Consider the following 12,139-nt stretch of genomic DNA (forward strand, 5'->3'; position numbering starts at 1 on the left):
TGATGTTTGGAGCGCTGCTTATTTTGCTGCTTACTTTATGGGCATTTGTGCATATAGCTTTGATGATCACATTCATTAGCGTTTTTGAATCAAGAAAGAGCGATATTGCGCTCTACCTCGCGACTCATTTTTTCTATCTTTGGGCCTGGTTATTTCAATTCGATGGCGATGATACCAGTGTAAAGTGGACTATTCGTCTCCTCCCATGCACGAACTTTCTGGAGCCTCTCCTCCGGAAATGGGGCGGAGTTCTATTTTTAACCACGAGTATCGCTACATTTGTTTGCTATTTGATAATCTTCATTTTAATAGTTATTCGCTTGGCTCGATTAATTTTCCATTGAGTTTTCATTAATTCCACTGCCCCGAAAGGAAGCGACTTCCGCCGATTATAACCCTTGCCCAGAGCGGGATCCAGGGGCCTAGATCGACAGGGTCTCGTTTAAGGACTCCGTCCCGCTGGCGCGAACGGCTGCAATTTCCCCTTATTTTTCTCCGCCGAGGGGCCTGAAACCCTTGCCCAGAGCGGGATCGACCGGGTCAACGGAAGAATCAGGGTTTGAGGCTTGTCGCCGACCCTGTCGCTAACCATGTTGGTGTAGAAATTAACATGGATCCCTGTGTGGAGGTTGCTGGGGAGCTGCTCCTGAGACGCTGAAGCAGAGGGCCAATGGGGCGAAAAAAGGACTCCGTCCCGCTGGCGCGATGAGAGGCTAGGGAGCAACGACATAGCGATCTTGGGAGAGGCGCTCGTTACCCCGATACACGCTCACCTGCAAATGCTGGGGATCCAGCCGGTGCCCCTCTACACGGATGGGTGGGATCCTCAGGGCGTGGCGGGATCCCCGTCCCAGCACGGACACAATCAGGTTTTGGCCGCGGATCTGAACTCGTAGGCGCACCGGCCAGGGGAAAGGGTTGCGCAGCTTGAGGTCGGCCAAGCCGTACCAAACGGTGGCATCTAAGCCAGGGGGCACCGACTCTACCTGCCGGTAATGGGGGTGCCTCTCCACCACCTCCAGCCCTGCCAACAGAGCGGCATTGTAAAGGCTAGAGGACACCTGACAGATTCCTCCCCCAACCGAATCCAGGGTTTCGGCCACCATAAACACCGGCGCGGGCACATAGCCTCGTTCCAGGCTGCGCGGCCCCACCACTTGGTTGAAGGAAAAAATCACTTCTGCCTGTTCCTGTGAGCGTGTCGCAGGCATGATGTAAACTCCATCCAGGCTTTGGACGGCTCGGCGAATGTTGTGGAGCTGAGAAGGGGTACGCTCCCGCAAAGAAGTAACGTATTGGCTTAGGGTTGTTGGCGTGGGATCCGTCCACCACAAGGCCAGAAGGGCCAGTAGCGCCCCCACCAGCACAGCCAACCTCCGCAGGTCAACCCTTCCTCTCACCTCACACCTTGCCCGTCAGAAGGGGTTTCAAGGACTCCGTCCCGCTGGCGCGAGCGGGCAGTTGGCGGGAACCGGTCGCGACCAGCAGCTCTTGGGCGCGGGTACCTGCCGGCAACGTGCGGGATGGGCGTAGGGCCACCAGAGCAGAGCCTTGAGCATCCACCTGAAAGTCACCACAGTGGAGGAACTCGCCATTATCCAGCTTGAGCCAGAGGGAGTAGCGCTCCCCCGCCACCGGTTGGGGCAGATCCCGTGCGGCCAAGATAACCTCCTGCCAGTCTCCTGGGCGAAACAGCACATTGGCCGTCCCCACCTCCCCCTGCAAATGCACCAGACGGGATCCCGGCTGTTGCAGGAGATGAGACAATGCTCGCACCGGCTCTAACTGGGCTAGTTGCAGTGCTTGCCGCAGTCGCCAGTTGTCTAAGCTGAGCAGAACCAAAATTGCCGCCACCAAGCCTCCCAACCAGCGCCACCCCACCCCAAAAGCAGGCAGTGGAGAGTGAAGGGGGACTGCCATCTCCTGCTCGCGTAAGCCGATAGCCCCCACCTCTGCCATCACCTGGTCGCGCAAGCTGGCAGGCGGGAGTACTCCTGGCAATCCGTAGGGCAACAATTCCAAGGTTTCTTGCAAGGCTTGCAGTTCGGCCACCAGCCGAGGGTCTTGAGTTAGGCGTGCCTCTAGAGCACTCGCCTGCTCGGGAGACAAGTCCCCCAGCAGATAGCCGGCCAGTTCTTCCCGTTCCTCTGTTAAAGGGGGCGAGGTGGATAAGGACTCCGTCCCGCCGACGCGAAAGGACTCCGTCCCGCTGACGCGATAGGACTCCGTCCCGCTGACGCGATCAGACATGGCCATCCCGACACCAGAACTCAACTCCAAACCTAGGACTCCGTCCCGCTAACGCGAGCAGAAACCCAGAAGGGCGCGCAGGGATCCCCGCAATTTGCAGAGAGCTTGGCGAGAGCGGGTCTTAACCGTCCCCAACGGGATCCCCAATTGGCGAGCAATGTCCGCCTGGCTTAACCCTTGGTAATAGAGCAACTCCAGGATCTGCCGTTGGTTTTCGGGCAATTGGCTGAGGGCCGCTTGCACCGCTTGCCGCCGCTCCTCGATGGAAACCTGCTCAAAAGGGAACCGAGTCTTGCTAAAGGACTCCGTCCCGCTGACGCGATCGGCGCTGGGAATGGTCTGCCAGCGTTTCAAAAGAAGTTGGTGGCTGCCCTGAGAACGCAGACGGTCAATGGCCCGCGAGCGGGTCAGGATGCACAAAAAACTGCTCAGGGATCCCCGCCGCTCGCGCGACTCGGACGGAGTCCTTGGATCACAGCCAACCTTGCGCCACAGCTCGACAAACACCTCCTGAGTCAGGTCTTCTGCCTCGGCCACGTGGCCCAGGATCTTGAAGGCCAGCCCATAGACCAAGCCGGCATAGCGATCGTAGAGCGCAGCCAGAGCAGCAGGTTGCCCCGCCTTGAGCGCTTCCATCAGCTCCCAATCGGCGCGGGATGACCAATCTCTCACCCGCTCACGCCAGCGGGACGGAGTCCCTGGTTGCTCACCCATGCTACACCCAGTTTCGCCCCACACAACTAGAGGATAAACCTGCCCGATCGCGCCAGCGGGACGGAGTCCTTAAGTCTACCCCCTCAGCCACGACGGGCCGCCCATTCCAGGCTGAGCAAGGCTGTGTTCACCAGCAAGGCCAGGGATCCCACCGCCAGGGATCCGGCCCAGATCTTGTCGTAGCGACCGGCCTGGGCAATGCCATCGAACAGCAGGGTTCCCAGTCCCCCTGCCCCAAACTTGGCGCCCACGGTGGCAATGGCAATGGCCACAATTGCCGCCAGCCGCAGCCCTGCCAAAACAATGGGCAGCATGAGCGGCACCTGCACCTGCCACCACCGTTGCCAGAGGTTCATCCCCATGCCCTTGGCAGCTTCCAGGATGGCAGGCTCGACCGAGCGCAGGCCCACGCAAAAATGGCGCACCAAGATCACCTGCGTGTAGATCACCATCGCCACCACCACCGAGCGGGCATTGAGGCCAAGCCAGGGCACCAACAAAATGATCAAAGCCAGGCTGGGCACTGTGTACAGGATGCTGAGGATCCCCATGACCGGCAGGGCCAACCAGCGCACGTGGTGAACCAGCAGAGCCAGCGGCACCGCCAGCACCACCGCCATGCCCAAGGTCATCCCCACCATTGCCAGATGCTCTTGGGTGAGCTGCCACATCAGGCCGGGGTGGTTGAGGAGATAGCTCACGCGGATCCCCCCTCCAGCATGGCCAAGCTGCGAATGTGATCCAAGGTCAAAACGCCGATGGCCCGCCCGTCCTCCCACACCGTCAGGGCTGCCGCCCCTGTGCGCAACAGCAGGGACAAGGCTTGCCGCAAAGTGGCCTGGGGCCTCACCATCGCTCCCTCTTGGATTTTGTGGTTGTGCGGGATCCCGGCCATCGCCGTTTCCACCCGCAGCACACTCAACTGCCGTACCATGTCATCTGCCCCCAGCAGTTCCCTGACAAAGGGAGTAGCCGGCTGGGTGAGCAGCCGAAAGGGAGTGTCGAACTGCACCACCCGCCCCTTCTGCATCACCAAAATGCGATCCGCCAGGCGCAGCGCCTCTTCCACATCGTGGGAGACGAACAGGATGGTTTTTTTCAATTGCCGTTGCAGGCGCAGGATCTCCTCTTGCAGCTTGCTGCGGGTAATGGCGTCGATGGCCCCAAAGGGCTCGTCCATCAGCAGCAGCCCTGGATCCCCGGCCAGCGCCCGAGCCAGACCGACCCGCTGTTGTTGTCCACCCGACAGTTGGGCAGGGTAGCGGTTTCTGTACTCATGGGGGGGCAAATTAACCAAGCTGAGCAGCTCGTCCACCCGCTCGCGGATGCGCTCCTTCGGCCACCCCAAAAGTCGCGGCACTACCGCCACATTCTGGGCCACCGTCATGTGGGGAAACAGCCCCGATTGCTGGATAACATAGCCGATCCGCTGCCGCAGAGCCGTGATGGGAAACTGGCGGATATCCCGCCCGTCCAAGCGAATCTGCCCCTGGGTGGGATCCAGCAAGCGATTCACCATTTTCAGAAGGGTGGTTTTGCCGCAGCCAGAAGGCCCCAGGATGACCACCAACTGGCCCGACTCCAGGGAAAAACTGCACTCCTCCACAGCCGGCTGGGAACTGTGGGGAAAGCGCAGCGATACCCGCTCGAACTCGACGGTGCTCACCTCAGGGTCTCATGCAACAGGCAAGGTTATTTCTTGAGAATGCCGGCTTCCACCAAGAAAGTTCTGGCCACCTCCGCCGGCTCCTTGCGGTTGCCGCTCACCTCGTAGTTCAACCGCTGCATCACCTCGTCCGTCAGCAGGGGGGAAAGGGCATTTAAGGCAGCGGCAATGCCGGGGTTGGCCTCTAGGGTGTCCTTGCGCACCACCGGCGCCACCTGGTAGGGGGGGAAAAGCTGCTTGTCATCCTCCAGCAGCACCAGGTCAAAGGCGGCAATTTCTCCATCGGTGCCGAAGGCCACTGCCACATCCGCTTCCCCATTGACCAAGCCCTGGTAGCGGAGGCCGGGATCCACTGCTTTGTAGGCCTTGAGCCGGAAATTACCGTAGACGGCTTGGATCCCAGGTAGGCCATCCTCGCGGGCTTGAAACTCCGGCGGCCCGATCATCACCAGCTCGCCCGCTTTGGCCACCATGTCCGAGATGGTGGCAATGCCCAGCTCAGCCGCTCTGGCGCGGGTCATGGCCAGGGCCTGGGTGTTGTTCAGGGGGGCGGGATCCAGCCAAATCAGTTGGAACTGGCTCTCGTACTCGCGGGCCACCGTCGCGTACACCTCTGCCGGGTCGCCGCTGCTGGGCAACTTGAGCACTGTCAGCAGGCCAGTGCCGGTGTACTCGGGGTAGAGATCGATCTCGCCGCTCAACAAGCCCGCATGGGCTACCGGTGTTCCGCCCAGGTTGAGCTTGCGCTCCACCGTGAACCCTGCCGCCTCCAGGGCTAAGGCGTACATTTCCCCCAAAATAAACTGCTCGGTAAAGTCCTTGGAGCCGACGGTAATGGGCTTGGCGAGGCCCCCTAAGGACTCCGTCCCGCTGGCGCGATGGGGAGTGAGAACAAGAGCTGCCAGCCCCGACAGGGCCAGCAAAGCCAAGCGACGAGTGGTTTTCAGCATAGGCAAGGGGAGAAGGGATCCCAGGCTAATGACAAGAGGCCCTGCCGAGAGCGTTCCGGCCTGGGCCAGGAAGTTTCGACTGTTAAGTCACCATTAAACCATTATTTTCCCTGAGCCGTAACTGCAAGAACCAACCGTAGAGATCGCCAGTACGGTCACTGCAAGTTGGTTTGAAATAGCCCAAGTGTAAGGACTCCGTCCGAGTAGCGCGAAAGGACTCCGTCCCGCTGGCGCGATCAGCCTCCGCTGGGGGCCGGGAAAGAGCCTGTTACCGCCCGGATCTTCTGTCGTCGCCCGGCTCGCTCGATCTCCAGCTCCAGGGTGCTGCCCACCTCAGTGCGCTCCACCTCCTGTTGCACCTGATCGGCTGTGGTTACGGCACGACCATTGATGGAGAGAATGACATCCCCAGACCGCAGCCCTGCCCGTTCCGCTGGGGATCCCTGGATGACTTCGCCAATCAGTACACCCTGATCCACCGTTATCAAAATGCGGCTATTGGGATCCTGGTTGAGGCGCTCCTTCAGCTCTGGAGTCAGCGTGAGCATGCGGATGCCCAGGTAGGGGTGATCCACCTTGCCGCGAGTGATCAACTGATTGGCCACCCGCTGGGCCGTCTCAATGGGGATGGCGAAGCCCAACCCTTGCGCTCCCTGGATGATGGCGGTGTTCACCCCTATCACCTCCCCTTGAGCGTTGAGCAGCGGGCCGCCGGAGTTGCCGGGGTTAATGGCCGCATCCGTTTGGATAAAAGATACCCGCTTGTCAGGCACCCGAATCTCCCCGCTGGAACGGCCCAAAGCGCTGATGATCCCAGCCGTAACGGTGTTATCCAAACCCAGGGGGTTGCCGATGGCAATGGCCCACTGGCCCGGCTCCAGGGTTTCCGAGCGCCCCAGCTTCACGGTCGGCAGGTTCTGGGCGTTGATCTTCACCACGGCGATGTCCGTAACCGGATCCGAACCGATTACCTGCCCATCAAAGCTGCGGGTATCCTTGAGCGTCACCGTTACCTTGTCGGATCCCTCGACCACATGGGCATTGGTGATGATCTGGCCGTCTGGGCTGATGATGAACCCAGAGCCGGTTCCCTGCTGTCGCCGCTGCCGAGGGATGGAAGGGATCGCTTGGCCAAAGAAATCCCGGAAAAAGGGATCGCTGAAAAACTCCTCCGGAAAAGGGGCAGGGGCGCGCACCGTCCGCTCAGCATCGATGCGAACCACCGCCGGCCCCACCTTTTGCGCCACATCGGCGATGAAATTCAGGTTCAGTTGGGGCGGGGTTGCCGTCGTCTGGGCAGATACCCCCTTGCCCCCCACCAGAGCCGCTCCCAGCCCAATGCCCAGCAGCACCAGCAGCACTGACGAGAGAAGAGACTTCCAAGTGGAGATGGCAAAAGGCTGGAAAGAGGATTGAGCAGGTTGGGCGGAAGCTTCTGACCCGGGAGAGGGCTGGCCCGGCATGGATGTGCTGCGCTTCATAGCTACAAGAAGAGGGTTGGGATGCTGCAAGACTTCGGCCCCACGCAGGGGAAGAAACCTAGAGCCTAATCTAACATGGACAGCAGGGATCCCAGAGTGGGCAACCCTAGCGTTTTTCCGTACTTCTATCTGGAGCGAAGAGCAGCGGAATCTGCTCACCCAAGGTAGCCCATCTCCCATTCAGTTGGCTTTGATCACGATAGTGAGGCCAGGAAAGCTTTTGTTCCCGACTTTGGCCGGTTTGCAGCTAACGTAGGAATAATGAATGGGGGTAAGACCATGACCAACCCAGCCAGCCGCCTGTTGGCTCCTCTGCTTGGCGGATTGCTCTCAGCGCAGATGGCCGCCCCAGTTTTGGCCCAAATGGGGCCCTTGCCACCACCGCCTGCCGGTGAGGGATGGCGTCCTGTGAATCCTCGCCCCCTTCCCCCTGGCCCTCAACCCCTGCAACCTGGCCAGCCCTTTCAACTGCAAACCACGTTGCTATTGCGCTCTGGGGATCTAATCCAAGCGGTGCATCGCTCTCCAGAAACCCTCTTGATTGCCCCTGGGGAAACCCGTGCCGTCAGCCTTAGCTTGGATACCCCTCTGCGGGACATCTACGGCAACATGGTCGTCCCGGCGGGGGCTGTTTTGGAAGGCCAATTTCAGCCGGTGAGCGGCGGCACCCAGTTTGTCTCGCGGGCCCTGATTTTCAACGGCCAATCCTACCCCCTCTATGCCCAGAGCCAGGTTATCCCGCTGCGCAAGGATCCCCGCCACACTTCCGGGGAAGCGATTGTGCAAGATGCCTTGATTGGGGCAGCTGCGGGGGCCATCTTGGGAGGCTTGTTCGGCGACCGGGTGATCTCGACGGAGAAAGTGCTGGGCGGAGCGGCGGCAGGGGCTGTCATCGGCAATGTAACGGCGCCGGAAGTGGCGGTGATCGACGCCAATGCCAACTTGACGCTGACGGTCACCCAAGATTTTCAGCCCTACCTGCCCTAGCGAGCTTCTGAAAACAGCTCTGGCCCTAGGGACTGGCGGTGAGCCGATCCAGAATCTCCTCGTGGGAGAGGCCCTTGCGCACCCATTCCTCGCAGTGGTGCAGCCGCTGAGCCGTGCCGATGAGGAAGCGGTTGAGATCGGCCCCCAGGGATTCGCAGGTGGTCTGTACGCAGATGAGATCCCGCCCCGAAAGCAAGGAGAAGAGGCTGGCCAGCATTCCCGCCTCCAAATATCCGGCAGGCTCTCGCCGTGCAGAAGGTTCCTCCGGGTTGAAGCTGGCGCGAGCGGCAAGGGCAAACCCGGAATGGCGGATCCCGGCCTGAACCAAGCCGTGGTCGGCGGCGGAAAAATCCAGCTCCAGGCGTCCCCAGCCGTGGGTAGCCCAGAGATCGCTGAGGGCATCCAGGAAGATCCCCATCGGCAATTCCTGCAGCGGCTGCTGGTAGTAGCCGGAAAGCTCGTCTTCAATACGGCGGAAAAACGCCTCTCCCCAATCGCGGCCACAGTTGTAGAGAATGACGCGGGTGGCTTGGCCGGTTTCGTAGCGCAGGCCGGAGTAGAGAGCTTCCAGCAGGGGCATGGGAAAGGCCGCCAAGCGGTATCCTCCGCGGCTGTAGAGCAGTCCGGTGTGGATGTCGGGGCGGATGTAGTGGGCGGGGCTGAAGCAGTGTCCGGGCAAGATCTGGTCTTGCAGAATCTCTTGCAGGGTAGTCATGGCTATTCTCGCAGTCAGGTGGACAAGAGGGCGGGGATGGATAGATTGGGGAGCGGCTGGAATTTTTGGCGTGAGGGAATGAATGATTAAGGAGTGAGCTGTATAAGCTGTATACAGTAAATCGGGAGAAGGAGGTCGCTATCGGAGGGCGCAGGGAACTTTGGTGAATAGATTGAGGGCGAATGGACTCAGTTAACCAGCATGGATTTGGCCAAAAGCAGATAAGGGCGGATCATTTCGCTCTCTTCTGCTCCAAAGATGTGGGTCAGGGAGTCGAGCATTAACTTGTAGGCAGGCTGGCATTGGTCGCGCATCTTGAAGGATTTCAGGATCGTCTCCAGCCAGTAGAGCAATTTATCCCTCAGGTAGTCTTCGTCGTTGAGCAGCATAGCCATGCAGCAGTAGCGCCACACCATGCTCAGATCCCGGCGGCAGCGCTCCCAGGCCAGGTGACCATGCTGGCGGATTAAATTCGGCATCATCGGCTGAAACTTCTCCATCACCCGATCCAGCAACTCTTGTTCTTTGGCCTGCAGAACCTGGTAAAGGCGTACCCGCCTCGGGATCCCTTCCACGTAGGCGTGTAGAGTTTTCAACTCATCTGGGCGCAGATAGCGGCCCTCACTTTGGTGCATCAGCTCGGCAACCCTTGAATTCATAGATAGAGCCTCCTTCAGTGGGCTTCACACAAACATTTCCGCCAAGGTGAGAGCCCTCTCCGGCGGAACTGTGGGCAGGTCAACCTCGGCCTCAGACCTAGAAGAAGAGGGGGAAGGGAACTGGGCCTGAGAAGTGGCGCAGACAGCTTGTAGCTCTTGCCAGTAGGGGGCAAGCAAACCCTGCTGATCCGCTGGCAGGGATCCCTGAACCACTGCCCGTAGCTGAGCGAGCGCTTGCGGCAACCCTAGGTACTGTTCCATCGCACCAAGAGTTACCTGCTGCACAGGGGTGGGATCCCCCAGCAACAGACTCAGGCCCAGGGAGCGCAAACAAAAGGCCAATTGACGAGCCAAGAGGCGCTGAGCCGGGGTTAGAGAAGGTTCTGCCCCCTCTCTGGCGGGATTGCTGCTGGGCAACGCTGTCGCGACGGGGGTTGGCCCCTGCTGTTGCAAAACCTTTTGGATCCAGGTCAGCTCTTGCTGTTGTAAGACTTGGTAGAGCTCCAGCCGTTCTTCAAAAGAGAGCGAGTAACGAATCAGGTCTTGCAGATCGTCGGGTGTTAGGTAACCCCCTTCTCGATCGGCAATGCGCTCCGGCCAAGAGTGAAGGTCATCCATGGGTGAAGTCTCCTTAAAAACAGAGGGCAAAACAAAACCGAGATCCCTGAACAAACCAGAGCTAGAGCAAAGCTCCGCCAAACAAGGCGGCAAAATCCTCAAGGGTAAAGGGATCCTCCGCTGGCAATTCCGGCACCGGCTCCACCCATGGGCGGATGCCCGACCAATTGAAGCCGGCAAAAAACTGGCCCACCGACTGGGCAAAGAGCATGGGGGACTGCGGCGGCGGCTCTTGAGCAAAGGGAGCCTTGGCCGGGGGTCGGTTATCCCAGTTCAACCCCTGCAAGAAGAGCATCAGGGGCTGGGTTAGATCTCGAGCAGGATCTAGGGTGAGCATGTCAGCTTCTCCAAAGCGCTGAGGAACGACAGAACCACAAGCAAGCCTTACATTTGCTGTAAACGCTGCTCGATCTCGCGGGCGCTGGCCCCTTCGGTGATCCAAAAATTGGCGGCATCAATGCGTTCTTGCCCGCCCAACAGGAACTTGCAGTAGGTTTCCCCCATGGCGTAGCACTGGATCTCGATGCAGGCCAGCTCGCGGGAAGTCATAGCGGTGAAAAACCCGGCAAATAGCCCGGCATAGAGATGGCAAACCGGCTTGCCCACATCCCCTAGGGTGCGAGCCACCATCGAGTCAAACAAGTTGATAAACAGGAAGCCTTTTTGTTTGGATTCGGTTTCCACCTCCCACTTGCCCCAGCCCTGAGCCGTAAAAGGCCACCACCAAGTCTCCAGCAAAAACAAAAGGTTGGACTGTTTTACGCCAATCCCATACTCCCGCTCGTACCACTCGGAGAAGTGCTTGGCATCGCGGATGCCCCAATCTCTGCCAATGGTGTACATCACCGCCGCCGAAGCATCTCCCACTTCCCGTTCCAGGCCTGTTTGCAAGCCCACAATAAAGTCTTCGCTCAACAGCAGATTTTGGGTGTTGTTCCAATCGATAATCGTGCCCTGATCTCGGTTGAAGCGAAAGAAATCGCGGTAACTGTAGTGGGCATGCTTGTCGCGGCCCACAGGCAGGGTGACTGCAGGACGGGGATCCGGTCGAGATGTGGTGGCCATGGCGCTCTCCTGATAAAAAATGGATAATTCTAGATTGCAAAGCAACAGGATTTGGTGGGATTTGTAGGGATCAACTGGGCCAGACAATGCCAATGAGTCAACAAAATGAATGGCTAAGCATTCGATAAACTTGGTCAGCTATCTGAGGGATCCAACATTGTTCAATCCTTGGTTGATTGTCTATAAGTTGTCTATAAGACAATGCCCGCTGAGCCCAAGGGATCCCTGAATATCGACAATCCATCAAACTTCCCGAGTTTGGGCCAGCGTATTGCCAATGATGCGGAAGTCCTCATTTTCTAGCTGCTTAACAGTAGAGCGAGTGATGATCTTGCCCTGCTCCACCAAAACCTTCCCCGTCCGTGGGTGCAGCAGGTCTTGTTCGGCCCGCCGACCGATGAGCACTTCGATATCCCTCAGCGAGTTCACGTACATCCCCGGCGGCAGCTCCACCACCACGCCATCGGAAACCACCCGCGCCTGACAGGCCAGCCGGGAATTGCTGCGGGCGCTGGTAATGGTCTCCAGAGTCTTGGCCTCGCGGGGGGTGATGGGAGTGAGGCTTTCCATTCCCTCTTTGACGTAAACATGACAGGTGGCGCAGAGGCCGCGACCGTTACATTCCCGCGAAACCTGCAGCTCCTCCGACAAAATGGCCGACAGCAGATTGCTGTAGGTATCGACCTCTGAGACGCGAGATAAAGGCTCTAGCCGGATTTGTTTAACCATAGACGGGATCCACATTAAGGGCAGACAAAAAACCCCGGCGGGCAGGATCTACTGCATAAGCAACGCAAACCAATCACAAAAATTGATTGATCCCTTCCCCTGCAGCCCCCTTGCAGGTCTACAGCAACACCTGAGTCCCCAGTCAATCAAACCAGAGCACTTCACCAGAGCACTTCAAATGATGAGCCCTGCACCTGTGACCCTGGGAGAGGCTGCATTCTTTACTTAACTTATATTCTGGATCTGGAGCAGGTTATTCTGGATGGAAGTGTCATAATACTTAACTACGAATAAACACGGAATTT

Annotated in this window: 14 protein-coding genes; 1 reads left to right on the top strand and 13 read right to left on the bottom strand. The window is 58.8% G+C overall.

Going from position 1 to position 12,139, the window contains the following annotated elements:
• Positions 1 to 713: 713 nt before the first annotated feature.
• From ACVWXZ_RS09020 to ACVWXZ_RS09050, 7 genes are all read right to left on the bottom strand, one after another.
• Positions 714 to 1,400 (bottom strand): VanW family protein, encoded by a 687-nt coding sequence (locus ACVWXZ_RS09020; RefSeq protein ID WP_457402913.1) that lies wholly within the window; start codon positions 1,398 to 1,400, stop codon positions 714 to 716.
• Position 1,401: 1 nt separating this feature from the next.
• Positions 1,402 to 2,256: an anti-sigma factor domain-containing protein gene (locus ACVWXZ_RS09025; protein ID WP_457402914.1), complete on the bottom strand. Its 855-nt coding sequence runs from the start codon at positions 2,254 to 2,256 to the stop codon at positions 1,402 to 1,404.
• 42 nt (positions 2,257 to 2,298) lie between these two features.
• On the bottom strand, positions 2,299 to 2,964 hold the full coding sequence (locus ACVWXZ_RS09030; RefSeq protein ID WP_414418643.1) for a sigma-70 family RNA polymerase sigma factor: 666 nt from the start codon (positions 2,962 to 2,964) through the stop codon (positions 2,299 to 2,301).
• A gap of 83 nt (positions 2,965 to 3,047) precedes the next feature.
• Entirely contained in the window at positions 3,048 to 3,665 is a 618-nt protein-coding gene (locus ACVWXZ_RS09035; protein ID WP_414344038.1) for an ABC transporter permease, read from the bottom strand.
• Positions 3,662 to 4,630, bottom strand: coding sequence for an ABC transporter ATP-binding protein (locus tag ACVWXZ_RS09040; protein WP_457482415.1), 969 nt, complete (start codon positions 4,628 to 4,630; stop codon positions 3,662 to 3,664). Before ACVWXZ_RS09040 ends, ACVWXZ_RS09035 begins: the two co-directional genes overlap by 4 nt.
• Positions 4,631 to 4,656: 26 nt before the next feature.
• Positions 4,657 to 5,580 carry a glycine betaine ABC transporter substrate-binding protein gene (locus ACVWXZ_RS09045; RefSeq protein WP_011432229.1) on the bottom strand — a complete coding sequence of 308 codons (924 nt, stop codon included), beginning with the start codon at positions 5,578 to 5,580 and terminating at the stop codon, positions 4,657 to 4,659.
• Positions 5,581 to 5,816: 236 nt separating this feature from the next.
• Positions 5,817 to 7,061, bottom strand: coding sequence for an HhoA/HhoB/HtrA family serine endopeptidase (locus ACVWXZ_RS09050; protein ID WP_011432228.1), 1,245 nt, complete (start codon positions 7,059 to 7,061; stop codon positions 5,817 to 5,819).
• Positions 7,062 to 7,340: 279 nt separating this feature from the next.
• Here ACVWXZ_RS09050 and ACVWXZ_RS09055 point away from each other — a divergent pair, with 279 nt between their 5' ends.
• On the top strand, positions 7,341 to 8,048 hold the full coding sequence (locus tag ACVWXZ_RS09055; protein ID WP_011432227.1) for a hypothetical protein: 708 nt from the start codon (positions 7,341 to 7,343) through the stop codon (positions 8,046 to 8,048).
• A gap of 25 nt (positions 8,049 to 8,073) precedes the next feature.
• Here ACVWXZ_RS09055 and ACVWXZ_RS09060 read toward each other — a convergent pair whose 3' ends face one another.
• The 6 genes from ACVWXZ_RS09060 to ACVWXZ_RS09085 all read right to left on the bottom strand — a co-directional run bounded on the left by ACVWXZ_RS09060 (position 8,074) and on the right by ACVWXZ_RS09085 (position 11,834).
• Positions 8,074 to 8,763 (bottom strand): V4R domain-containing protein, encoded by a 690-nt coding sequence (locus tag ACVWXZ_RS09060; RefSeq protein ID WP_457482416.1) that lies wholly within the window; start codon positions 8,761 to 8,763, stop codon positions 8,074 to 8,076.
• Positions 8,764 to 8,951: 188 nt separating this feature from the next.
• Positions 8,952 to 9,422 carry a phycobilisome protein gene (locus tag ACVWXZ_RS09065; protein ID WP_457439616.1) on the bottom strand — a complete coding sequence of 157 codons (471 nt, stop codon included), beginning with the start codon at positions 9,420 to 9,422 and terminating at the stop codon, positions 8,952 to 8,954.
• A 24-nt stretch (positions 9,423 to 9,446) separates the two neighbouring features.
• Positions 9,447 to 10,040, bottom strand: a complete 594-nt coding sequence (locus ACVWXZ_RS09070; protein ID WP_414406981.1) for a globin family protein — start codon at positions 10,038 to 10,040, stop codon at positions 9,447 to 9,449.
• A gap of 61 nt (positions 10,041 to 10,101) precedes the next feature.
• Positions 10,102 to 10,377: a hypothetical protein gene (locus ACVWXZ_RS09075; RefSeq protein WP_414406980.1), complete on the bottom strand. Its 276-nt coding sequence runs from the start codon at positions 10,375 to 10,377 to the stop codon at positions 10,102 to 10,104.
• Positions 10,378 to 10,424: 47 nt separating this feature from the next.
• Positions 10,425 to 11,105: a V4R domain-containing protein gene (locus ACVWXZ_RS09080; RefSeq protein WP_414344053.1), complete on the bottom strand. Its 681-nt coding sequence runs from the start codon at positions 11,103 to 11,105 to the stop codon at positions 10,425 to 10,427.
• Between the two features lie 243 nt (positions 11,106 to 11,348).
• Positions 11,349 to 11,834 carry a 2Fe-2S iron-sulfur cluster-binding protein gene (locus ACVWXZ_RS09085; RefSeq protein ID WP_414331883.1) on the bottom strand — a complete coding sequence of 162 codons (486 nt, stop codon included), beginning with the start codon at positions 11,832 to 11,834 and terminating at the stop codon, positions 11,349 to 11,351.
• Between the last annotated feature and the right edge of the window lie 305 nt (positions 11,835 to 12,139).

Source organism: Thermostichus sp. MS-CIW-38 (genome assembly GCF_054058415.1).